The 23,015-nt window shown below is 68.9% G+C and carries 15 protein-coding genes; 3 read left to right on the top strand and 12 right to left on the bottom strand.

The features are described from left to right. Positions 1 to 95 precede the first annotated feature (95 nt). A complete protein-coding gene (locus ACNJ7E_RS20160; protein WP_005238594.1) occupies positions 96 to 707 on the top strand; it encodes a TetR/AcrR family transcriptional regulator in 612 nt (203 codons plus the stop codon). Here the strand turns inward: ACNJ7E_RS20160 and ACNJ7E_RS20155 are convergent. The 8 genes from ACNJ7E_RS20155 to ACNJ7E_RS20120 all read right to left on the bottom strand — a co-directional run bounded on the left by ACNJ7E_RS20155 (position 667) and on the right by ACNJ7E_RS20120 (position 12,836). Next, positions 667 to 2,247: an APC family permease gene (locus ACNJ7E_RS20155; protein WP_280784099.1), complete on the bottom strand. Its 1,581-nt coding sequence runs from the start codon at positions 2,245 to 2,247 to the stop codon at positions 667 to 669. The genes ACNJ7E_RS20160 and ACNJ7E_RS20155 overlap by 41 nt on opposite strands. Positions 2,248 to 2,302: 55 nt before the next feature. Further along, positions 2,303 to 3,193 carry a universal stress protein gene (locus tag ACNJ7E_RS20150; RefSeq protein ID WP_280784098.1) on the bottom strand — a complete coding sequence of 297 codons (891 nt, stop codon included), beginning with the start codon at positions 3,191 to 3,193 and terminating at the stop codon, positions 2,303 to 2,305. 34 nt (positions 3,194 to 3,227) lie between these two features. After that, positions 3,228 to 4,682 carry an NAD-dependent succinate-semialdehyde dehydrogenase gene (locus tag ACNJ7E_RS20145; protein ID WP_005249484.1) on the bottom strand — a complete coding sequence of 485 codons (1,455 nt, stop codon included), beginning with the start codon at positions 4,680 to 4,682 and terminating at the stop codon, positions 3,228 to 3,230. Further along, the gene (locus ACNJ7E_RS20140) at positions 4,675 to 6,636 is read right to left on the bottom strand and encodes a primary-amine oxidase (RefSeq protein ID WP_418340821.1); all 1,962 of its coding nucleotides are present in this window, start codon (positions 6,634 to 6,636) and stop codon (positions 4,675 to 4,677) included. The genes ACNJ7E_RS20145 and ACNJ7E_RS20140 overlap by 8 nt, the downstream gene beginning before the upstream one ends. 81 nt (positions 6,637 to 6,717) lie before the next feature. Next, positions 6,718 to 8,058, bottom strand: coding sequence for a 4-aminobutyrate--2-oxoglutarate transaminase (gene gabT, locus ACNJ7E_RS20135; protein ID WP_418340820.1), 1,341 nt, complete (start codon positions 8,056 to 8,058; stop codon positions 6,718 to 6,720). Positions 8,059 to 8,109: 51 nt separating this feature from the next. Continuing rightward, positions 8,110 to 9,540, bottom strand: coding sequence for a gamma-aminobutyraldehyde dehydrogenase (locus ACNJ7E_RS20130; protein ID WP_011597753.1), 1,431 nt, complete (start codon positions 9,538 to 9,540; stop codon positions 8,110 to 8,112). 192 nt (positions 9,541 to 9,732) lie between these two features. Continuing rightward, entirely contained in the window at positions 9,733 to 11,406 is a 1,674-nt protein-coding gene (locus tag ACNJ7E_RS20125) for an amidohydrolase (RefSeq protein WP_418340819.1), read from the bottom strand. Further along, positions 11,406 to 12,836, bottom strand: a complete 1,431-nt coding sequence (locus ACNJ7E_RS20120) for an APC family permease (RefSeq protein ID WP_418340818.1) — start codon at positions 12,834 to 12,836, stop codon at positions 11,406 to 11,408. The genes ACNJ7E_RS20125 and ACNJ7E_RS20120 overlap by 1 nt, the downstream gene beginning before the upstream one ends. Before the next feature lie 102 nt (positions 12,837 to 12,938). Here ACNJ7E_RS20120 and ACNJ7E_RS20115 point away from each other — a divergent pair, with 102 nt between their 5' ends. Further along, positions 12,939 to 13,562 carry a TetR/AcrR family transcriptional regulator gene (locus ACNJ7E_RS20115; protein WP_418340817.1) on the top strand — a complete coding sequence of 208 codons (624 nt, stop codon included), beginning with the start codon at positions 12,939 to 12,941 and terminating at the stop codon, positions 13,560 to 13,562. A gap of 9 nt (positions 13,563 to 13,571) precedes the next feature. Here ACNJ7E_RS20115 and ACNJ7E_RS20110 read toward each other — a convergent pair whose 3' ends face one another. Both ACNJ7E_RS20110 and ACNJ7E_RS20105 read right to left on the bottom strand, forming a co-directional pair. Beyond that, on the bottom strand, positions 13,572 to 15,221 hold the full coding sequence (locus ACNJ7E_RS20110; protein WP_418340816.1) for an amidohydrolase: 1,650 nt from the start codon (positions 15,219 to 15,221) through the stop codon (positions 13,572 to 13,574). A gap of 17 nt (positions 15,222 to 15,238) precedes the next feature. Next, positions 15,239 to 16,477, bottom strand: a complete 1,239-nt coding sequence (locus tag ACNJ7E_RS20105) for an MFS transporter (RefSeq protein ID WP_418340815.1) — start codon at positions 16,475 to 16,477, stop codon at positions 15,239 to 15,241. A 287-nt stretch (positions 16,478 to 16,764) separates the two neighbouring features. Here ACNJ7E_RS20105 and ACNJ7E_RS20100 point away from each other — a divergent pair, with 287 nt between their 5' ends. After that, positions 16,765 to 18,291, top strand: coding sequence for a PucR family transcriptional regulator (locus ACNJ7E_RS20100; RefSeq protein WP_283354735.1), 1,527 nt, complete (start codon positions 16,765 to 16,767; stop codon positions 18,289 to 18,291). A gap of 24 nt (positions 18,292 to 18,315) precedes the next feature. Here ACNJ7E_RS20100 and ACNJ7E_RS20095 read toward each other — a convergent pair whose 3' ends face one another. Then, entirely contained in the window at positions 18,316 to 19,677 is a 1,362-nt protein-coding gene (locus ACNJ7E_RS20095) for a flavin monoamine oxidase family protein (protein ID WP_418340814.1), read from the bottom strand. A gap of 51 nt (positions 19,678 to 19,728) precedes the next feature. Further along, positions 19,729 to 22,911: an NAD-glutamate dehydrogenase domain-containing protein gene (locus ACNJ7E_RS20090; RefSeq protein WP_418340813.1), complete on the bottom strand. Its 3,183-nt coding sequence runs from the start codon at positions 22,909 to 22,911 to the stop codon at positions 19,729 to 19,731. Positions 22,912 to 23,015: the final 104 nt, after the last annotated feature.

The following is a 23,015-nucleotide window of genomic DNA, read 5'->3' as shown; positions in this document are numbered from 1 at the left end:
GAATGCTCGGCGATCAAGGGGTGGGGCGTGACGAATTCGATTCCTTCGGTATCCACCCTGGTCGCCGGTGACACACACCGACCAGGAGGGCACCCATGCCACGGCCATCACAGCGACTGCTGTCGCCGGAGATCATCACCGAAGCTGCCATGCGCATGGTGGACCTCACCGGTGACTTCACGATGCCGGGTCTCGCCGAACGGCTGAAGGTGCGGCCCTCCTCGCTGTACAACCACGTGTCCGGGAGGGCGGAGATCATCGAACTGATGCGTGCCCGCATGATGGCGGGCATCGTGGTGGCGGACCCCGACGGCAAGTGGAGCGAGACGGTGGCCGGCCTGGCGCGCGAGTATCGGCGCAATTACGCCGAGCATCCTCGGCTGATTCCTCTGTTCACCGCGCACACAGTGCAGTCCGGTGTGGCGTTCGGGCTGTACAACGCGCTGGCGCAGGCATTCTCGGACGGCGGCTTCACGCCCGAGGAGATTCTGCACGCCATCACGACGGTCGACAGCTTCGTGCTGGGGTCGGCGCTGGACCTCGCCGCACCCGAAGTGGTCTGGGCGACGGCGCCGGAGGCGAACGAGGCCATGCTGGCAGCCCTCGCCACGTCCGGGCCGAACCCCGGACGGGCGGATGCAGCATTCGAGTTCGGGCTGCGGACGCTTATCGCGGGCTTGGTGGCGCAGGCTCCGATCGAGCCGTGAGATCGCCCTCGTCCCGCAACGCGGACGTGTCGCGGTTGAGGGTCTCGCCGCGGAAAAAGGCGGGGCTGCGGAAGCGCATGACCATCATCAGCACGGCGCCGAGCAGGAGGATGCCGAAGCCGAGGAAGAAGACGAGGCCGATTCCGCCGATGGACGCACCGCTCGCGTTCTCCGGGTCCATGCTCTCGTCGATCGAGATAACGAACACGGCGAACAGCATCAGCCCGCCGAGCAGGGGGAACGCGAACCGGAAGACGGCGTTGCGCACGCTCGTGAACAACCGGCCCCGGAAGTACCAGACGCAGGCGAACGCGGTGATGCCGTAGTACCAGCAGATCATGATGCCCAGCGCGGCGATCGTGTCGAGCAGCGTGCGCTCGGACAGGAACGTGACGACGGTGTAGAAGACCGCGGTCACCACACCGGCGACGACGGTCGCGTAGGACGGCACCAGGAATCGCGGCGACACCTCGGCGAGCTTCTTCGGGAACGCGCCGTAGGCGCCCATGGCCAGCATCGTGCGCGCGGCGGGCAGGAACGTGGTCTGCAGGCTCGCGACCGAGGAGACGAACACGGCGAGGAACAGCAGCATGCCGCCCCAGTTGCCGAGAACCGGATCGGCGAGGGCGCCGAAGATGTTCTCGGAGTTGTCCGGGTTGCCGAGGCCGAGACCGTCCTCGCCGACGCCCGCATACATCATCGCCGCGACCGACACGAGCAGGTAGGTCAGCAGGATCGTCGCGACGCACAGCAGTCCGGCGCGACCGGGGGTCTTCTTCGGGTTCTTCGACTCCTCGCCCAGTGTCAGGCAGGTGTCCCAGCCCCAGAACGCGAAAATCGAACCCGTCAGGCCGATCACGAACGCACCGAGGGCCAGTCCCGTGAACGGGTTGAACCAGCTCAGGTCGAACGAGAGCCCGGCGGGGGCGGACCCGTTGCCGACGTGAACCAGTGCCACCACCGCGAAGGCGATGAGCAGCACCATCTGGAAGCCGACGAGCGCGACCTGCAGGCGCTCGCTGGTGGTGATGCCGCGGCTGGCGATCCAGGTGGCCAGGGCGATGAACACGAGCGTCGTCCCGACGTTCACGAATTTGTTGCCGGGGAGGTCGGCGATGCTCGGGGCGTCGAACAGTTTCGCGATGAACAGATAGAAGAACTGGACCGCGATGGCCGCGAGGTTCGAGAGGACGATGATCGTGGCGATCACCATGCCCCAGCCGCACATCCAGCCGACGTACGGACCGAACGCCTTGGTCGACCAGGTGAACGACGCACCGCAGTCGGGTGATTCGGAGTTGAGCTCACGGTAGGCGTACGCCGTGAGGAACATGGGAATGAAGCCGGCGATGAAGATGGCGGGCATCTTCAACCCGACCGCCGCGACGATCAGTCCGATGCTGGCCGTCAGCGTGTAACCCGGTGCCACGGAGGAGATCCCGAGGATCGCCCCGGAGAAGGTCCCGACCGCGCCGGTGGCCAGCCCCTTGGCGCTCACGGCGCCGTCGGCCGACGGCGGTGCGCCTTCGCTGTTCGTCATGTCTGAACCTCCGGTCGGGAACGAGCGTGGATCCGGGGCGGGTGTCGCGGACGGTTTACTCACTGTTGGGGAACTCCTGCTTGGGGACGACCACCATGGGCACCGGCAGGACGCGGAGCATCTTGGCCGCGGTGGATCCCAGGAACAGTCGATGAGGTTGGGCGAGCCGGCTGGAGCCGACCATGACGAGGTCGCCGTCCTGCCAGTCGAGTGTGCGGACCGCCGATTCCACGGAGGATCCGTCGGCGATCGTGACGGACACGGGAAAGTCTTCGGGAAGAGCGGATTTCGCTGCTTCGAGGGTGCTCTGCGCGTGGGCGACGGCCCGGTCGCGGATGTCGTCGGGGGTGTCCCGGTGATCGCGGAGGTCGTTCTGCGGGTCGAGTGCGACGAGGGAGACGAGGCGGAGCGGGGTCTGCATCCGCTCGCACGTCCGCACCGCCGTCCGCAGCAGCACGTCGGCCCCGGTCCGGGTCCCGAGCGCGCAGGTGACCTCGCGGATCTTTTTCGCGGAGGAGTGCCGCGCCCCGCGGGGTGCGAGGGCCAGCGGAACGTGCGCCGAGTGCAGCAGTTCCGTCGACACGGAGCCGACGGAGTGCCGCCCCAGCAGGCCGTCCCCGGCGGCGCCGACGACGATCGCCTGCGCCCCCAGCCGGGACACCTCGTCGATGAGACCCTGCGCGAACGATTCGTGGAAGCTCAGGTGGACGTCCACGTCGATGTCGCTCGGCACCGACGACTTCGCCTCGTCCAGCCAGCGCTGGGCACGGGAGGCGAGGATGTCGTCGTAGCCGGTTTCTGCCGGAACTCTCGCCGGGACCGTGCGGTCCGGCGGGAGCACCATGCAGATGTCGAGCTGTGCGCCGAGACTGCGGGCGAGCTGCGCCCCGAGGGCAAGACCGTCCTCCCCGCTGGGGGTGGCGAGATATCCAACGACCAAACGCATGGTGACGGTTCCGATCTGTCTCGGGGCGGGTGGTTTACGCGAAGCCGACGTACTTGGTCTCGAGGTACTCCTCGATGCCTTCGGTGCCGCCTTCGCTGCCGAGTCCGGACTGCTTGACTCCACCGAACGGCGCGGCGACGTCGGAGATCACTCCGCGGTTGACGCCGACCATGCCGCTCTCGAGCTTGTCGGCGACGCGGAACGCACGGTCGACGTTCTGTGTGTAGATGTACGCGGCGAGACCGTATTCGGTGTCGTTGGCGGCGGCGACGCCCTCGGCCTCGGTGTCGAAACCGGTGATCGCGGCGACGGGTCCGAAGATCTCCTCGCGGACGATGCGCGCGTTCGCGGGCACCTCGTCGAGGACGGTGGGCTCGAAGAAGTAGCCGGGACCGTCGACGGACTTGCCGCCGGTGCGGACCCGGGCGCCCGCGGCGACGGCGTCGTCGACGAGGGACGCCACGTTGCGGCGCTGCTTCTCGTTGACGAGGGGGCCGACGTTGGTGCCGTCTTCGCTGCCCGGTCCGACGGTGAGTGCGGCGATCCGGTCGGTGAGCTTGGTGGTGAATTCCTCGCGCACGGAGTTGGCCACGATCAGGCGGTTGGCGGCGGTGCAGGCCTCGCCGCCGTTGCGCATCTTCGCGGCCATCGCGCCCTCGACCGCGGCGTCGATGTCGGCGTCGTCGAAGACCACGAACGGGGCGTTGCCGCCGAGTTCCATCGAGGTGCGCAGAACCTGCTGGGCGGACTGCTCGATGAGGATCTTGCCGACCCGGGTGGATCCGGTGAACGTCACCTTCCGCAGCCGCGGATCCGCGAGCAGTGGTTCGGTGACGGCGGCGGCGTTCGACGCGGGCAGCACCGACAGAACACCGGCGGGCAGGCCTGCCTCGGCGAAGATCTCGGCGAGCAGCAGCATGGTGAGCGGGGTGTCCTCGGCGGGCTTGACGATGATCGTGCAGCCGGCGGCGAGCGCGGGGCCGATCTTGCGGGTGCCCATCGCGAGGGGGAAGTTCCACGGCGTGACGGCCAGGGTGGGTCCGACCGGGACCTTGGTGACCATGATCCGTCCGCTGCCCGACGGTGACGTGGTGTAGCGGCCCTGGATGCGGACGGCTTCCTCGCTGAACCAGCGCAGGAACTCGGCGCCGTAGTTCACCTCGCCGCGGCTTTCCGGCAGTGCCTTGCCCATCTCCATCGTCATCAGCAGCGCGAGGTCGTCGGTGCGCTCGATGACCTTCTCCCACGCCGAGCGCAGGATGATCGACCGCTGCCGCGGCGCGGTCGCCGCCCATTCCTCCTGGACCGCCGCGGCGGAGTCCAGTGCGCGCATCGCGTCCTTGCCGCCGGCATCGGCGACGTCGGCGATGAGGGTTCCGGTGGCCGGGTCGTAGACCGGGAACGTGCCGCCGTCGATCGGGTCGGTCTGGGCGCCGTCGATCCACAGACCGGTGGGCAGGGTGGCGCGGAGCCGTTCGAAATCAGTCATCGGAGTCCTCGTGGTGGGAATGGTGGTGATCGCACGCCTCCGGGGTGGGGGCGACGTCGAGGGCGGGGTTGCGGTCGAAGAATCCGGCCGGCTTCAGCCAGAAGGACACGGTGTCCGCAGGCATGATCGGCCAGTCCTCCGGCCGGGGAATGTGGTGGATACCGAACGTGTACCAGAGCACCACGTCGGTGTTCTCGATCGGGCGGTTTGCCTCGGTCCAGGCGGGAAGTCCGTGATCGACCTTGCTCTGGTTCACGAATTCCCCAGCAGGCCAGCGCTCGTCGGGTGAGTTGGGTGTCACCCAGACGGTGTGGCCGATCGCACCGGTGCGCTGGAAGATCGGCGACGCCGGGTCGAACATCGACGGTATCGCGCCGCCGGGAACGAGCTTGTAGGCGGGGGCGGTGCCGAGCCCGGTGGTCGTGTTGTCGTTGACCACCTTCCACGCCCGCTGGCTCTGCCAGTCGAAGTCCTGGCGGCCTTCGTGTTCGGTGCGCAGCGGCGTGTTCTTCTGGCGCAGCGCCAGACCCAGAGGGTTGTCCGGGCCCATCGGCACCACCTCGGTCTCGGTCGCGTACACCGTGTTCTCGGTGCCGTCCACGTCGAGATCGAGGCGGGCGACCAGGAAGTGCTGGTGGAACGGCGCGTACGTGCGGTTGTCGACGAGCGTCCCGCTGGGGTGCTCCCCGCCTTCGGGGAAGTGGCTGACCACCATGATCCCGGTGGCGCGGACCTCGCACTCGATGTTGCCGTCCTGGTAGAACCGCCAGTACACGAGATATTCGTAGTTCGCGACCGTCACGTGTGTCGACACCGTCAGCCGCCGCATGCGGCGCACCTCGGCGCCCGCGTCGTGGTCGACGTGCTTCCAGAGGACGGCGTTGTCCTCCTCGTGGATACAGATCGCGTTCTCGATCGTGTACGGCACACCGTGGCTGTCGTGGAGGACGGCGTCGAGGTACCGGATCTCACCGAGGCAGTCGCAGCCCAGGGTCAGCGACGTGGTCATGAACCCGATGCCCCACTCGCCGATGTCGAAGGCGGTGCGGCGGTAGTGATCGGTGCTGGTGTCGCGATACGGCACCGCCATCTCCGCGAACGACATCCGGTTCGCGATCGAGCGCACCCGGCCGTTGTCGTTGTACGTCACCGCGTGCAGGGTCATGCCCTCGCGGTAGTTGAACCCCACCCGCAGCGACCAGTTCTGCCACTCGAGCTTGTTGCCCTCGAGCGTGAACGACGGTCCCTCCGGCTGGACGATGTCCAACGGTGTCAACGGCGGCCGGGTGCTCGCGTCGCGGATCCGTTCCGGGATGTGCCGGGGCACGTACTCGCCCATGACCTCGGGACGTTCGACGCTGAACGTGTCCTCGATCTCGAGCAGTTCCATCTTGTTGACGTCGATCACGCAGTGGAAACCGTTGACCGGGCCCGCATACGGGTTGGCGCCCTCGGCCGCCCGCACCCAGGTGTCCGACCAGCCGAGCCGGCGTCCCTTGTACTTTTCCGGGGTCACCGCGTCGCCGTACGTCCACACGTCCATGAACACCAGGCTCATGTCGGTGATCCCGCGCTTCGCGAGCGCCGCGATCACGTCCGGGTGCCCGCGGAGGAAGGCGTCCGCCTCTTCCCATTCGTCCACGGTGAAATTCGCCTGGACGTCCGGGATGTGCTCCCAGGAGACCACGTTGTCTTCCGTGAGCGAGACGAGCGCCTTGTAGGTGTCTCCGCTGCTGCGGTCGAAGCACACGACGACGGCCCGGCGGTCCGGGACGGCGCCCAACGTGTCGAACGCCGACACCTCGGCCTTGGCCGGCTCGGCCAGTTCGATCGACGCGAACCGCCAGCCGTCCCCGACCCCGTGTTCCCGGGCGAGGACGGCCGCCGCCTTCGCGAATTCGTCCGCCCCCAACGGGTCCAGAGGATGGAACGTGCCGGTGGTCGTCCGGGTCATGGTGTCTCCTCTGGTCGTGGGGTGGGCACTTCGTGCTCGTGCGCCTTTTCGGTAGCGGTGACTACCGAAAAGGCGCACGGGTCAGACGAGCGAGCGCACGATCTGCTCGATGACGGTCAGGGCGTCGTCGAGCAGGTCGTCGCTGATCACCAGCGGCGGAAGCAGTCGGATGACGTTTCCGTAGGTACCGCACGTCAGCAGAATGACACCTTGTTCGAGCGCATGTGCGGCAATCGCCTTCGTCAGTTCGGCGTCCGGCTCGTCGGTGCCGGGCTTGACGAACTCCATCGCGAGCATCGCGCCGCGTCCACGCACGTCACCGATGACGCCGACGTCGGCGGCCAGGGCCTTCAGCCGCGGCAGGGCCAGGTCGCCGATGTGCTGTGCGCGAGCGGGCAGGTCGAACTTCCGCATGCTGTCGATCGCGGCGAGTGCGGCGGCACACGCGACGGGGTTGCCGCCGTACGTGCCACCCAGACCGCCGGGGTGCACCTTGTCGAGGAGTTCGGCGCGGCCCGTGATCGCGGACAGCGGCATGCCGCCCGCCATGCCCTTGGCCATCGTGATGATGTCCGGGACGATCTCCTCGTGCTCGCAGGCGAACCAGGCGCCGGTGCGGGAGAACCCGGTCTGCACCTCGTCGGCGATGAACACGACGCCGTTGGCGCGGGCCCAGTTCACCAGGGTGGGAAGGAATCCCTCGGCGGGAACGATGAATCCGCCCTCGCCCTGGATCGGTTCGATGATGATCGCCGCGAGTGAATCGGCGCCGATCTGCTTCTCCATCTGGCTGATGGCGCGCTGGGCGGCCTGCTCGCCGGTCAGTCCGTCCTGGTCCCGGTAGGGGTAGGACATGGGGAGCCGGTACACCTCGGGCGCGAACGGACCGAAGTGAGCCTTGTAGGGCATCGACTTGGCGGTGAGGGCCATCGTCAGGTTCGTCCGACCGTGGTAGGCGTGATCGAACGCGACGACGGCGTCGCGGCCGGTGGCGAGGCGAGCGACCTTGATCGCGTTCTCCACCGCCTCCGCGCCCGAGTTGAACAGGACGGTGCGCTTCTCGTGGTCGCCCGGGGTGAGGGCGGCGAGCTCCTCCGCCACGCGGACATAGCCCTCGTACGGGGTGACCATGAAACAGGTGTGGGTGAAGTGCCCGACCTGCTCCCGGACCGCCTCGACGACAGCCGGATCGGACGCGCCCACGCTGGTGACCGCGATTCCCGAGCCGAGGTCGATCAGGGAGTTGCCGTCGACGTCGACGACCACACCACCGTCGGCATCCGCTGCGTACACGGGGACGCTGGAGCCGACGCCCGCGGCCACGGTGGCGCGGCGGCGTGCGGTGAGGGCCGCCGACTTCGGGCCGGGGAGCTCGGTGACCAGGGCGCGCTTCTGCGGCAGCCGGTACTGGATGTCGTTCATGATGGTGCAGTCCTCAGGGTCGTGACGTGGATGGGTAGGGGGTGGGCGACGTCAGTCGTTGGAGCTCATGACGTGCTTGATGCGGGTGTAGTCCTCGACGCCGTAGCCGGAGAGGTCCTTGCCGTAGCCGGAGTACTTGAATCCGCCGTGCGGCATCTCGGCGACGAGCGGGATGTGGCAGTTGATCCAGACGGCACCGAAATCGAGTGCGGCCGAGAGCCGTTGCGTGACGCCGTGATCGTTGGTCCACACACTCGACGCCAGACCGTACCGGACGTCGTTGGCGAGGGTGACGGCCTCCTTCTCGTCGGAGAAGCTCTGCACGGTGAGGATGGGACCGAACGTCTCCTCCTGCACGATGTCGTCGCGCTGGTCGACGCCGGTGATCACGGTGGGTTCGAAGAAGAATCCCTGCTCTCCCGAACGCTTTCCGCCGGTGACGATCTTGGCCGAGGTGGGGAGCGCGGCGATCTTGGAACTGACCGCGTTGAAGTGGTTGACGTTGTTGAGCGGACCGTAGAACGTGTCCGGGTCGTCCGGCAGGCCGGGCTTGAGCGTCTCGGCCTTGCGTACGAGTGCGTCGACGAGCTGGTCGTGGATGGACTCGTGGACGAGGACGCGGGTGGCGGCGGTGCAGTCCTGGCCGCCGTTGAAGAAGGCGGCCTCGGCGATGCCGCTCGCGGTCTTCTCGATGTCGACGTCACCGAAGACGATGGCGGGGGCCTTGCCGCCCAGTTCGAGGTGGGCGCGCTTGAGCTGGCGTGCGGCGGAGACCGCGACGGCGATACCGGCGCGAACGGATCCGGTGATCGACACCAGTCCGAGGGCCGGGTTCTCCACGAGGGTGGCGCCGGTCTCACCGTTGCCGAGGACGACGTTGAAGACGCCGTCCGGCAGGATCCCCTTGGTCAGCCGGGCCAGGACGAGCGTGCTGTTCGGGGTGGTGTCGCTGGGCTTGAGCACGATCGTGTTGCCTGCCGCGAGCGCGGGGCCGATCTTCCACAGCGCCATCATGAACGGGTAGTTCCACGGGGTGACCTGACCGACGACACCGATCGGCTCGCGGCGCACGTAGGACGTGAAGCCGTCCATGTACTCGCCGGCGGCCTTGCCTTCGAGCATCCGGGCCGCACCCGCGAAGAAGCGGAGCTGATCGGCGCCCACCTTGATCTCTTCGTCGGCGATGACCTGCTTGGGCTGCCCGGTGTTGCGGCACTCCGCCTCGACGAGTTCGTCGCTGTGCGCCTCGATCGCGTCGGCGAGCTTCAGCAACGCGGTCTGGCGCACGCTCGGGGTGGTCTTGCCCCACGAGACGAAGGCCCGCTCGGCTGCCTCGACGGCGGCGTCCACGTCGGCCTTGGTGGAGACGGGCGCACGCCCGACGACGCTCTCGTCCACGGGGTTGATCAAGTCCAGCGTCTCTGTCGCGGATGAGGCGACGAACTCACCGTTGATGTAGTTCTCGAGTACGTCGATCGACATTCGTACCGGTTCCTCTCGTGGGGTCGAAACTCGTGGGTCGAAACTCGTGGTTCGGAATGGACCGTCGGTCGAACAGTCCGACCGGGGTCCGGAGTTGTCTGAAAACAAGTGTGCGCTGCCTCACAAGCGAGGGGCAGCTGACAAAATGGTGAAAGACGCGCCCCCCGCCGCGCCGAGTTGTCCAATCCGGCGTCACCCGTGCGAGCAGGTGTGGCCGGCCGCGCCGGAGCCGGCGAACGGCACGTCCGCAACGGCGCGCGCGGAGGCGGCGTCGTGCACGATCGCGCCGCCGACGAGGGTGAGGTCGGCCCGCTGGTCCAGCAGCTGCCCGGGCTCGAGCGTGTAGAGGTCCGCCGACCAGACGACCAGGTCGGCGCGGGCACCCGGACGAATCACTCCGAGCTCGTCCTCGGCGTGCCACGCCCACGCGCCGCCGCGTGCGTACGCCCGCAACGCCGAATCCAGGTCCATCCGTTCGCGCGGAGTCCAGTCGGTCCGGCCGTCCAGGCCCGAGCGGGTGAGGGCGGAGTACAGGCCGACGAGCGGATCCATCTCCCCGACCTGCCAGTCGCTGGAGAACGCCAGCGCCGCCCCCGACTCGGCGAGCGAGCGGAACCGCCACGCCCGGTCCCACCGGTCCTCGCCGACGTTCTCCATCCACGTTCCCGCGACGAGGTCCGGCGAGCAGTGCCGCGGCTGCATCGCCGCGACCACGCCGAGCTTCCGGAACCGGGGAAGGTCCTCGGGGTGGAGGCATTCGACGTGGACGATGCCGTGCCGCCGGTCGGCCGTCCCGTTCACGCGGCCGGCGTGCTCGATCGAGTCGAGCGCCAGCCGAATACCCCAGTCGCCGGTCGCGTGGGTGTGTGTCTGGAAGCCGAGGCGGTCGAGTTCGGTGAGCATCGCGGTGAACTCCTGCGGCGGCAGGCTGGGCGCGCCGCGGTGCCCCGGCCGGTTCGCGTAGTCGGACAGCATGGCCGCGGTATGCGGCTCGATCACGTCGTCGGCGTACAGCTTCACCGGTCCGAGCCGGAGCATGTCGTCGACGGGTGCGCCGTCGACGGCCTCCCGCAGGTCCCGGCGGAACGCGGCGTCGGCGCCGACCGGGTGGAACAGGGCGGTGATCACCCGCGAGTTCATCCGTCCCTCGGCGCGGGCCCGGTACATCAGATCGAGTTCGGCCAGCGGTACCTGAGGTTCGACGACGGTGGTGATGCCGCTCGCGGTCGCCATCTCCAGACTGGACGTGATGCGCCGAAAGCGGCGGTCGGGGGAGTACATCGGGATGTCGCGTTGCAGACCGGCCAGACCGGCCCGCGTCATCGCGCTGGTGTAGAAGTCCGTGACCCAGCCGGTGGGGACACCGTCATCATCGAATTCCGGCCGCCCCCAGGGAATGTGGGTGCCGCGGTCGATTCCGAGGACCCGCAGCGCGGCGTCGTTCAGCCACACCGAGTGCTGGTCGTAGGTGGTGATGAAGACCGGACGGTCCGTGAGGCCGCGCAGGTCGGCGGCGTTCGGGCGGCGCCCGGTCACCACGGAGTAGACGGCGTTCTCGGCGCAGATCCAGTCGAGGTCGGGGCGGGCGGCCGCGTGCGCGCCGATCCGTCGCCGGACCTCGGTGAGGTCGGGTGCGCCTTCGAGGCTCACGGCGTCGGGATCGAATCCGAGGAGCAGGTGGTTGTGGCTGTCGATGATGCCGGGGGTGAGCAACCGGCCGTGCAGGTCGATGGTGCGCCGGGCGGCGGGGGCGTCCTCGGTGGTCCCGACGTACCTGATGTGGCCGTCCGCGATGCCGACGGCCTCGGCCCGGCCGGTGGTGTCGAACGTTCGCACGATGCCGTTGGTCAGAAGCAGGTCGAGCATCAGCAGTTCTCCTCGGGGGCGGCGTTCAGCAACAGCAGGTGGGTGTTCTTGCGTGGTCGCAGGTACAGGGCGAAGTAGACGAAGCCGGCGGTGACGAGTCCGAGGGAGATGCCGAGGCTGAGCCACTGCTCCGGGTCGAGCAGTGTGACGACGAAGACGAGGCCGAGCGCGGCGATGCAGATTCCCGGGGCCAGCGGCCACAACGGCATGCGGTAGCCGGTTCGGGTGGTGCCGCCGCGGCGGTGGTTGATCGCGGCCAGCGCGATGAACAGGTACGTGAACGTCAGGGTCGACCCGGTGGCGGTGAGCAGGACGTCCAGCGGGACGAAGCACGCGGCGAACGCGATGGCGCCCATCACGACGGTGGCGAGGACGGGGACGCGGCCCTTGGTGCTGACGGTCTGCAGCGGCGCGGAGACGGTCTCCGGGAGAGCGCGATCCCGAGCGGCGGCGTAGAGAAGCCTGCCTGCCTGCAGCGTGATCGCGATGATCGCGTTGATCACGGCGAGGGCGATCGAGAGCAGGACCACCATGGCGACGGCGTGACCGGCGCGTTCGGTGAGGAATGCCTCGACGGGAAGGCTGGAGCCGAAGAGTTCGGTCTGCGAGCGGGCGCCCACCAGGATCGCGATGAGCGGGACGAGTTCGGTGGCGACGGTGATGACGGCGCTCCAGATCACTGCCTTCGCGATCGAGCGGGCGGCGTTTTTGGTCTCCTCGGCGAAGTAGACGGCGCCGCCGTACCCGTTGTACGCGAAGATCCCCTGGGTGACGGCCAGCATCAGTCCGGAGATCGCCAGTGGTGCGAGGTTGCCGGTGCTCGGATCGAGAACCTCCGGGCTGAGGAGGCTGGTCAGTGGCCGTTCCATGTGGACGAAACCGAGGACGGTGAGCAGAGCCAGCGCCGCCATCTCGACGCCCAGGAAGACCCCGGTGAGCCACGCGTTGGTGCGGATGTCGAAACATGCGGTCACGGTGGTGATCACGACCACGACGAGCGCGGTCTGCTGCGGGGACAGGCCGTGGATCGCGACGCCCAGGTAGTCGGCGACCCCGAGGGCGAAGACGGCGATGATCAGCGGCAGGGAGATGAGACTGATGAAGAACGTGGCGACGCCGAAGGCCGGTCCGAGTGCCCGCGACACGAGCGAGTAGTCGCCGCCGGCAACGGGATACGCGGAGGCGAGTTCGGCGTAGCAGAAGGCGATGAGAATGCTCACGATGCCGGCGATGAGGAATGCCCAGAACACGCCGGTGCCGAACAGGGCGAGCGCCGAGCCGCCGAGGATGAAGACGCTCGACGCCGGCGAGATCGACGACAGGGTGATCAGGATGTTTCCGCCGACGCCGATGCTCCGGGAGAGCGAAGCCTCGTAGGTGCCGGGTGCGGCGGGGGGAGTGGCGGTGGGTGGCCGGGCGGTCTGGTCCATGAGCTGTCCGTTCGGGGAGGAAGAGGGGCGAAATAGTTTTTTGACGGTTCCGTCAAACAACTGGGCCGAGTGTCACAGATCACGTCGGCTAGTGTCAACGGCATGGCGCGACCGAACACTCAGAAACAGCGGCGTTCCGAGCTCATCGAGGCGACACTCCAGGCGGGATCCGCGCACGGGCTCAGGTCGCTGTCCCTGACCGATGTCGCGAAACGCGCGGGCCTGACGCGCGGCGCGCTGCTCTACTATTTCGACGATCTGGATTCGCTTCTCGTCGAGGCCCACCGGGCGGGCACCGAGCGCTATTGCGACCTGCGCGACGAGGCGGTGGCCGCGCAGTCGTCGTACGCCGCCAAGCTGCGGGCGGCCATCGACTCCGGGCTGCCGAGCGGTCCCGACGACACCCTGATGCGGCTGCTGTACGAATTCGATTTCATGACAGGCACTTCGGCGCTGCACGACGAACTGGTCCAGAAGATGTATCTGCGGCAGCTCGCGACGTACCGCGCCATCCTCGGCGACGGGCACGCGGCGGGGGAGTTCGCCGTGCGCGGCGACATCGACCAGGCGGCAATGAATCTGGTGGCCCTCGAAGACGCGTACGGGCTGCACATCGTCGGGGGAAACAGTCTCATCACCGTCGAGACCGCGCGCACGGCGATGCTGGGGTTCTGTGAACAGATCGGCTGCGGCGTCACGGAAGACGCCGCAGCCGAACGGGACTGACCGGGTCGGCTACCCCGGGTGGCTGCCTGCCACCTCCGCCTCGTGGCGCACCGAGCCGGCCACCACGGTCAGCTGCACCCGCGCGGTGAGCAGGGAATCGGCGCCCGCGGTGAACGGATCCCCGTCGAGGACCACGAAGTCGGCGGCCTTGCCCGCCACCAGTTGACCGGTGAGATCGTCCCAGCGGCACGAGTAGGCGGCGTCGCGGGTGGCGTGCGCGAGCGCGTCCGCCATCGGCAGTGCGTACTCGGGCAGGTTCGGTGCGAGCGCCGGATCGATCGCGGACTTGCGCGTCGTCGCGATGTACATGTTGGGCAGCGGGGGATGCGGCGCCGTGGGGGCGTCGGACCCCAGCGCGAGGACGGCGCCCGCGGCGGTCATCTCGGGCCACGGGAACGCCCGCTCGACCCGATGGTCGCCCAGCATCGCCCGCCAATTGTCCTGGATCGCCGGATCGGCATGGACCGGCTGCATCGACGCGACGACGCCGAGGCGCGCAAGCCGCTGCACGTTGTCCTTCGTGATCGTCTCCAGGTGCTCCATCCGGTGCCGGCGCGGGCGAATCCCGTTGGCGGCGATCGCCTGTTCGAGCGCGGCAAGCGCGATCTCCGACGCCTCGTCGCCGATCGCGTGCAGGGCCACCTGGAGGCCGGCGGCATCCGCCGCGACGACCACCGGTGCCAGCGAGGCGAGATCCCAGATCGGTTCGGCGTTCGTGCCGTCCGAGTACGGTTCCTTCATCGCCGCGGTGCAGCTGTCGATGACGCCGTCGATGATGATCTTGATCCCGGCCATCCGCAGCCACGGACCCTGCAGTCGTCTCTGGTGCTCCACCGCCTCGTGCACCTGGCGGACGTTCTCCTCGTCTGAATCGGTTCGTTCGATCAGCCAGTGCCCGGCCACCCGGAGCGGCAGCGTGTCGCCGCCGGCGGCCAGTGTGCGTTCGAGCGCCTCGAGCTCGTCCGCGCCGAGCGCCATGTCGACCGCCCCGGTGACGCCGTCCGTCAGATACTGCTCGAAGGCTGCCGCGAGGGCGACGTCCCGCTCGGTGTCGCTGACCAGCTTCGCGAGGGCGGGCCACACGATCTGGGTCACCGCCGTCTCGTAGAGCATGCCGGTGGCCTCGCCGGTGACGGGATCGCGCTCGATCCGGCCGCCGATCGGGTCGGGGGTGTCCGCGTCGATGCCGAGTTCGCGGAGCGCGGCCGTGTTCACCCACGCCGAGTGCACATCGTTGGAATCGAGGTACACGGGACGGTCGGCCTCGGCGGCGTCGATCATCTGCCGCGTCGGCGGGTGCCCGGCGAGTGCCGAAAACAGCCAGCTGCGTCCCAGGAGCCGGGGTGCGTCCGGGTTCTCGGCGGCGAACCGTCGGATGCGGTCCTGGATGTCGTTCAGATCGGCGGCGCTCTGCAGGTCCACCTTCTGGAGGGCCTGGCCCATCATCAGCAGGTGGGTGTGGGCGTCGATGAAGCCGGGCAGGACGAAGGCACCGCCGAGTTCGACGACGCGGGCGTCGCCGGACAGCGTGTCGGCGGTCGCGGTGTCGCCGACGTAGGTGAGGCGATCGCCCTCGACGATCATCGACTCGGCCCAGGCGGGTTCGGCGGCGGTGAAGATCCGGCCGCCGCGGTAGTGGGTCGCCGTGTCGGTGTTCATGGTGTTCTCTCTTTCCGTCAGACGACGACCGAAGTGGTGTACCGGGCAGTGGGATCCTGTCCGGGTGACGCGGACGCGCGCTCGGTGCGCGTCGACAGGCGAGCGATCGACACGATCGGCACGAGCAGGACGAGGCTGATTCCCGCGAGGACGAAGCCGAACGCGACGTAGCCGACTGCGCCGGTCACGAGGGTGCCGAAGAGCGGGGCGAACGCGGACCCCACCAGATACGTTCCGAGGAGCGGGGCGGACCAGCGGCCGGACGAGTCCAGCGCGGCCGCGATGGCGACGACGTAGATGAAGGCCGCGGCGTACACCGTGTTCCAGGCGATGATGAGCGCCAGATACGTCGTCGAATCGGTGGCCAGGCACGAGCCCAGTTTGAGGGCGGCGCCGAGCACGAGGAGCACGGCGGTGGGGACGGTGCGTCCGAGGCGTGACCCGAGCGCGGTCAGGACGAGGGCGGCGCCGATGCCGCCCGCGGTGGAGAGGCTGAGGGCCAGGCCCATCTGCTGTTCCGTCAGGGCGGCGTGTTCGGCGCCCATGATGCCGGACACCGCCCACAGCGAGTCCTCGCCGATCGCCCAGATCGCGAAGAGCACGAGCAGGGTGGAGCCGGCGACGGCCAGTTTCTTCTCGGTGACGCCCTCGGGCAACGGGGTCGCCGTGTGCGCGGTGCTCGCCGAGTCGTCCTCGACGGCGGGGGCGGACGGCAACCAGGTGATCGTGAACACCGTCGCCAGCGCCAGCACCGCGACGATCCCGAAGGCATTGGTCATGTGCAGGCCGAGGATCGGGATCAGTGCCAGTATCCCGGTGACCGCGGTGCGGTTGACGAGCCCGTTGATCCCGGACACCCGGTTCGGATTGTTCAGCGCGGCCAGGGCCGCCCCGCCGACCGCGACCGCGCCGCCGGCACCGATCCCGCCGACGATGATCGCGACACACGCGATCGGGGCCGAGTGGACGGTGGCGGCGACGGCGAATCCCGCAGCCATCACGACGAGGCTGACGCGGCCGAGCAGGTGGCGCGAGCGGCCCGCCGCCCACCGGGTGGTCGCGAGGCAGACGAGCGCGGTGGCCAGCAGGGAGCCGGTGAGGACGGCGCCGGCGACGGTCTGGGTGATGCCGAGATCGTCCACCATCGCGATGATCATGAGCGGGATCAGATTGGCCGTGATGTAGCCGACGACGAAGACGCTGAACGTGGCGATACCGCGGCCGAGTGTCAGTGGGACGCGGACGGCGGCGGTCACGTGGGGTTCCTGGGGTGGGTCAACGACAACTCCGTGTCTCGGGTGGCGCCCGCGTGAGACGTGGGTCACTTAGCGAATGGGATTCGTTAAGTATGCGGAGAGCGCGTTCTCTACGCAAGGGGTCAAACGAACTCAATTCGTTAATGTGGGGTTTCGGCGTTGCCCGAGGGTCGACGTCTGACACAATGGAGTAGTCGTCCGTGCTCCGCTGGCCAACTTGTCCAGCGCTATCCCGATCCCGACCGGTCAGGGTGGCACGGACCCGACCGCAATGCGCAGGAGCCGACATGACCGTTCCCGTTCGCTGGATGTTGTCCCAGCCGGACCTGGCTCTCGAGCTGAAGGGTGGTGCCGCCGGCCTCGGCAACGAGATCACGTTCGCCCACACCACCGAACTTCAAGATCCCTTCCGGTGGCTCTCCGGCGGAGAACTGCTCCTCACCACCGGCATCCGGCTTCCGCTGACCGCCGCCGACCGGGCCCGATACCTGCGCGGCCTCGGTGACGCCGGGGTGGCGGCGGTCGGGTTCGGCACCGGTCTCTCGCATCCGGAGGTCCCCGAGGACCTGGTGGCCGTCGCCGACGAGATCGGGCTGCCGCTGCTCGAGGTGCCGTTGCCGACACCGTTCGCGGCCGTGGTCAAGAGGGTCATGAACCGACTCGCGGAGCAGGAGTACGAGGCGGTGCTGCGCGCGTCCCGGGCCCAACCGCGGATGACCCGCGCCGTCATCCAGGGCGGCACCGGCGCCACCGTCCGCGAGCTGGCCGTCGCCACGTCGGCCACAGTCCTGCTCCTCGACCTGTCCGGCCGGGTGCTGGAGTCTCATCCGGCGCAGCCCGCGGAGGATGTGATCGGGGAACTGCGGGAAGTGCTGGAGGCGGGCACCGGCGGGGCGTCGAGCAGCGTGTCGCTGGCACGGTCGGGTGCGTCGATCACCGTTCAGCAGATCAGCGTCGGCAGCACACCGCACGGACACCTCGCCGTGATCAGCCCCACCGCGCTCAGCCACGTCGACCAGATCCTGCTCGGTCACGCGAACTCGTTGCTCGCCTTGGATTTCGAGAAGCCGGTGCGGCTCCGGACCGCACAGAACCGGCTCAACTCGCACGCCCTCGGCCTGCTGCTCACCGAGGACCGCGACCTCGCGCCCGCCTGGTCGCAGATCCGGCATGCCGCGGACGCGGACGGGATGGTCCGCGGACTCACGGTCGTAGCCGAGACGCCGGCGCTCGCGGAACGGGTGGAGTCGGCGGTCGCGGTCGCCATGAACAAGGCCGGACGGCAACTTTTCTCGCGCCGTCACGACACGCGGGTCACGGTTCTGCTGCGGGGAACCGACGACGTGGACTTCGCGCGGGCGATGCTGCGCGGGCTGTCCGGGCCGGCGCGGAAGGCGATCCGTGCGGGGCTGAGCGGGAAGCGGGAGGTCGCCGGTCTGGTGGCGGCCATCGAACAGTCCCAGCTCGCCGCGTCGGCCGCCGAGGCGGGGGCCGAGCCGTTGGAGTTCGCGGCGCTGACCGGTAGCGCGCTACTCGCCTTCAGTTCGACGCGGGAGGTGCTGAACTCCCTGGCGGACACGATGATCGCGCCGATCGACGACTACGACCGCACCAACGGCACGGAACTGCTGGGATCGCTGCGGGCGTTCCTCGAGGCGAACGGGCACTGGGAGTCGGCGGCCGCGGCGATGGGCGTGCACCGGCACACCCTGCGCAGCCGCATGGCGCGCATCGAGTCGTTGATCGACTGCCGGCTGGACGTGGCGCGGGTGCGCGCCGAACTGCTGCTCGCGATCATCGCCCGGCAGTCGTGACTGCCGGGCGATGATCGGACGGGACTACTTTCCGAGGCGGGCGACGATGTCCGCGGCGGTGCGCTGACCCATCCGCACGGCGCCGTCCACGTGCTGGTAGCCCTCGGCGGCGATGTCCGAGCAGGAGAAGTGGAACGGTCCGACCGGCGTCCGCGTGTCCTTCCCGTACCGGTGCAGGCCACCGAGGTCGAAGCTCGCGGCGTACGCGCCCCGGGTCCATTCCTCGGAGCCCCAGTCGGACTCGTAGTAGACGACCGGCTCGGCGGCCTTCGGTCCGAGGTAGCGGGCGAGCGAACCGAGGATGGTGGCGCGACGCTCCTCCTCGCTCAGTTCGAACATCGCGTCGGCCTTCTCGTCCGACACGAACGCGACGAGGGTTCCCCGGCTGTCCTCGTGGTTGGTGTTGTCGTACACCTCCTGGACGACCTCGGACGCGCCGAATCCGGTGCCTGCGAGGCCGTCCTCACGCCAGAACGGGGTCTCGTACACGGCGTGCACCTTGATGACGAGTCCCAGCGACTGGTGCTGGTGCATCTGGTGCTGGCGGCGCGGCAGCGGCGGGTCGTAGGAGATGCGGGAGTACAGGTTCGGCGGGACGGCGAGCACGACGCGGGCCGCCTCCACACGAATGTCCCCGTCCGCCAGCACGACTGCGCCGTCCTCGCTCCACTGGACGGTGCGCACCGGCGCGTTCAGGAAGACGTCGTCGCCGAGGGCGGCGGCCATCCGGATCGACACCTGCTGCATGCCGCCGATGACGCGCTTGTCGAGGATGAAGTCCTCGTCCACCAGGTGCGAGAACGATCCGGCGGACGCGGCCATCAGCACCGCCTGCAGCGCCGAGAACGAGTGAGCGGGCTTGGTCAGCATGCCGCCTGCGATGAACAGGCCGATGTTGTCGCGGGCCTCGGCGTCGTCGGACTGCTCGATCAGCCAGTGCTTGAACGAGATCGTGTCCAGTTCGCGGGCCAGCGGGTGCGCCCAGGGCTCCTCGGCGCCGACCTGCGCGGCGAGGTCGTCGAGGATCTGGATCAGCCGGTCCATCTCCTTGCGGGTCGTCTCGTCGACGGGGAAGGATTCGCCGGTGTAGCGGGTGCGTTCGCCGGCGGCGGAGATGTAGACGGATTCACCCTCGCGGTACCGGTCGAACGTCTCGAGTCCGAGTTCGTCGAGCAGGGAGATGAGCGTCGTCTGGTCGGGGGAGACCCACTGGCCGCCGATCTCCAGCATCGCGCCGTCGATGGTGTCGGTCCAGGTCCGACCTCCGACGCGGTCGCGCGCCTCCAGGACCGCGACGGACAGCCCCGCCTTGCGCAGCGCGGTGGCTGCGGCCAGGCCGGACGGGCCGGCGCCGACGATGGCGACATCACGTTGGAGAGTAGGCACTTTCGAGCTCCTTTGGTTGAAGTGCTGACGGATTCGTGAAATGTGGTTCGGTTAGCAGCGGGTGAGCGCGAGCGACAGTTCGGCGTCGATGACGCAGATGCTCGAGTTGTCCACGCGGTCGTGGCTCCGCAGCTCGCCGAGCATCTGGGCCAGGCGGTCCGCGGCGGTGGTGTGTTCGGTCAGCCAGTCGGCGACGGCGTCGGCGGCGGACGTCGCGGGCGAGGCGTCGCGCAACACCAGTCCGATCAGGCCGTGCCAGTGCTCCTGCAGGTTGTCGACGAGGACGGCACCCGCCATCGCCTCCCAGTAGGCGGTCCCGGTCTCGCCGACGGAGAACCGTTCCGACAGCCAGTCGAGGCCCACCACGCGGCCGAATTCGCGGTATGTCTCGGCGACCTGGGTGATCGGCAGGTCGAGCGACTGCGCGGTGGTCTCCAGGGCGAAGCCCTGCGCCAGGATTCGCAGCGTGCCCAGGTCCTGGGCGGGCGCACCGGTGAGGCGCGGCAGTGCGGCGGCGAGTTCCTGGACCGGCTTCGCGAACCGCTCGATCAGCTGCTGCGCGTCCGTGCCGGCGGTGCGATGCCGCAGCAGCCACGACGTGGTGCGTTCGATCAGGTCCTGGATGCCGAAGTGCAGGTTCAGCCGGGTCCGGTGGGATGCGCCGGGGAGGGTGAGGACCTCGTTCCACAGGCGGTCGATGTCGAACACCTGCCGCACCACCGCGTACGCGACGGTGATCTCGGGGGTGCCGACGCCGAGCCGCTCCTCGAGGCGGTGGATCAGGCCGGGTCCGACACGGTCGATCATGTCGCCGGCCACGATGACGGCCACGATCTCCCTGGCGAGCCGGTGACCGCTGATCTGCTGGGGGACGCGTTCGCGGATGGATGCCGGGAAGTAGTCGGCGAGAACACCGTCGAACACGGCGTCGTCGAGCACGGGGGAGGCGAGCAGTTCGGTGACGACGAGGTTCTTCGACTGTGCGAGCAGAACCGCGATCTCCGGCCGGACCAGTCCCTGGCCCGCGCGGTGCCGGGCGGACAGTTCCGCCGCCGATGGCAGCACCTCCGCGGCCCGGCTGATCCCGGCGTCGCGCTCGAGGTTCTCGATCAGCCGCTCGTGGCGTCCGAGCAGGAACGGTGCGTGGACCTCGGCGAGGCTGATGGCGAGGGTCTGGGAGGCGGCGTCGGCGAGCACCGATTCACCGATCTCGTCCTGGACGCGGGCGAGCAGCGTGTTCCGTTCCGCCGCGGGCAGTTCGCCCGCCGCCACGGCCGCGTCCAGCGCGACCTTCAGGTTCACTTCCCGATCCGACGTGGCGACGCCGGTGGCGTTGTCGATGAAGTCGGCGTTGATCCGGCCGCCGTTCAGCGCGTACTCGATGCGGGCGCGCTGCGTGAGGCCGAGGTTGCCGCCCTCGCCGATGACCGCGGCGCGCACGTCGCTCGCCTCCACCCGGACGGCGTCGTTGGCCGGGTCGGCGGCGTCGGCGTGTCCCTCGGTGGAAGCCTTGACGTACGTGCCGATTCCGCCGTTCCACAGCAGATCCACGTCCGCGGTCAGCAGCGCCTTCACCACCTCGTGCGGGGGGAGTTCGGTGGCGGTGACGCCGAGGCGTTCCCGCACCTGCGGCGACAGCGGGATCTTCTTCGCCGTCCGCGGCCACACGCCGCCGCCCGCCGAAACGAGGCTCCGGTCGTAGTCGTCCCAGCTGCTGCCGGGCACGGACGCGAGGCGCTCGCGCTCCCGGTAGGACGCCTCGGAATCCGGTTCGGGATCGAGGAAGATGTGCCGGTGATCGAACGCGCCGACCAACCGGATGGCGCGGCTGAGCAGCATGCCGTTGCCGAACACGTCGCCGGACATGTCGCCGATGCCGACCACCGTGAACGCGTCGGTGTCGACGTTCTTGCCCATCTCGGCGAAATGCCTGCGGACGGAAACCCATCCGCCGCGCGCCGTGATGCCCATCGCCTTGTGGTCGTAGCCGGCGGAGCCGCCGGACGCGAACGCGTCGCCGAGCCAGAAGCCGCGACGCGTCGCGATGCTGTTGGCCAGGTCGGAGAACCGGGCCGTGCCCTTGTCGGCGGCCACCACCAGGTACGGGTCGGCGTCGTCGTAGATCACCGTGTCGCGGGGGTGGACGACCTCGCCGTCGACGATGTCGTCGGTGACGTCGAGCAGTCCGTCGATGAAACTCGTGTACGCCGCCCGGACCGCGTCGGGCGTCGTCTCGGTGCGCACCACGAACGCGCCCTTCGCGCCCATCGGAACGATCAGCGAGTTCTTCACGTGCTGTGTCTTCATCAGACCCAGAACCTCGGTGCGGAAGTCGTCCTTGCGGTCCGACCACCGCAGTCCGCCGCGCGAGACCGGACCGCTGCGAACGTGGCTGCCCTCGACGATCGGCGAATGCACGAAGATCTCGCGGTACGGGGTCACGGCCGCGGACAGCGACAACAGCGACGGGTCGATCTTGAACGCGGCGGGGGCGACGCTGATCGTGCGGTCGTATTGGAACCAGTTGGTGCGCAGCACCGCTGACGTGAACGACAGCAGGCCGCGGAGCAGACGGTCCTCGTCCAGCGTCGCGGTGCGGTCGATCGCGTCGAGCAGCACGCGCTCCGCGTCCGCGACGGCGCTGTCGCGGTCGGGGCCGGTGACGGCGGGATCGAAACGGGCGGTGAACAGGTCGCGGAATCCGTGCACGAAATCGCTGTGCCGCAACAGGATCGCCACGATGTTGGGTTCCGACAGGCCCAGCCCCACCTGGCGGAGGTAGCGGCAGGCGGCCCGGACCAGGACGGCGTCCGTCCACGTCAGGTTCGCCGCGGCGACGAGCCGGGTGAATCCGTCGACCTCCAGATGTCCGGCGGCCGCAGCCTCGAACGCGTCGGACAGCAGGCCCGGAGTTTCGGTGTCCCAGGCGAAGTCGCCGGTGCTGAAGTCGAACCGGTGGACGAGTGGGCTGCCGGGCTCGCCCGCGGGCAGCTGTTCGTGGGACGCGACCCGCAACCCGAGGTCCGCGAACAGTGCGACCAACTCGGCGAGCAACGGGGTGCCCTGCGGCCAGACCATGACGGCGGCCGGCTCGGGCAGTGCATCCGCGGTGTCGACGAATCGCAGCCGCGGAGTAGTTCCTCCGGACGCCAGGACCGCGCTCGACACGGCGGCCTCGTCCTGGCGTGGACGGGGTGTGTCGGTCGTGCTCGGAATGACACCGGTATAGCTCATCGTGTGGCTCCTGACCCCTGATCTGGCAAACGCGTGACTTGGGAACCAGTGTGTCGAGAAGAGACGCACGCCACATCCGACGAAGTGGAGCGTCGTGTGGCGAC

The organism is Rhodococcus mengyinensis, from assembly GCF_048381435.1.
GTDB classification, from domain to species: Bacteria; Actinomycetota; Actinomycetes; order Mycobacteriales; family Mycobacteriaceae; genus Rhodococcus_F; species Rhodococcus_F opacus_D.
Note: the sequence above shows the minus strand (reverse complement) of the source record. Positions and strands in the feature narration are given on the sequence as shown.

Coding starts and splice junctions, on each gene's coding strand:
- ACNJ7E_RS20145 (WP_005249484.1), bottom strand. CDS start 4,682: ATGACTGATTTCGAACGGCTCCGCGCCACCCTGCCCACCGGTCTGTGG.
- ACNJ7E_RS20140 (WP_418340821.1), bottom strand. CDS start 6,636: ATGACCCGGACGACCACCGGCACGTTCCATCCTCTGGACCCGTTGGGG.
- ACNJ7E_RS20160 (WP_005238594.1), top strand. CDS start 96: ATGCCACGGCCATCACAGCGACTGCTGTCGCCGGAGATCATCACCGAA.
- gabT (WP_418340820.1), bottom strand. CDS start 8,058: ATGAACGACATCCAGTACCGGCTGCCGCAGAAGCGCGCCCTGGTCACC.
- ACNJ7E_RS20120 (WP_418340818.1), bottom strand. CDS start 12,836: ATGGACCAGACCGCCCGGCCACCCACCGCCACTCCCCCCGCCGCACCC.
- ACNJ7E_RS20125 (WP_418340819.1), bottom strand. CDS start 11,406: ATGCTCGACCTGCTTCTGACCAACGGCATCGTGCGAACGTTCGACACC.
- ACNJ7E_RS20100 (WP_283354735.1), top strand. CDS start 16,765: ATGACCGTTCCCGTTCGCTGGATGTTGTCCCAGCCGGACCTGGCTCTC.
- ACNJ7E_RS20090 (WP_418340813.1), bottom strand. CDS start 22,911: ATGAGCTATACCGGTGTCATTCCGAGCACGACCGACACACCCCGTCCA.
- ACNJ7E_RS20150 (WP_280784098.1), bottom strand. CDS start 3,193: ATGCGTTTGGTCGTTGGATATCTCGCCACCCCCAGCGGGGAGGACGGT.
- ACNJ7E_RS20115 (WP_418340817.1), top strand. CDS start 12,939: ATGGCGCGACCGAACACTCAGAAACAGCGGCGTTCCGAGCTCATCGAG.
- ACNJ7E_RS20110 (WP_418340816.1), bottom strand. CDS start 15,221: ATGAACACCGACACGGCGACCCACTACCGCGGCGGCCGGATCTTCACC.
- ACNJ7E_RS20130 (WP_011597753.1), bottom strand. CDS start 9,540: ATGTCGATCGACGTACTCGAGAACTACATCAACGGTGAGTTCGTCGCC.
- ACNJ7E_RS20155 (WP_280784099.1), bottom strand. CDS start 2,247: ATGACGAACAGCGAAGGCGCACCGCCGTCGGCCGACGGCGCCGTGAGC.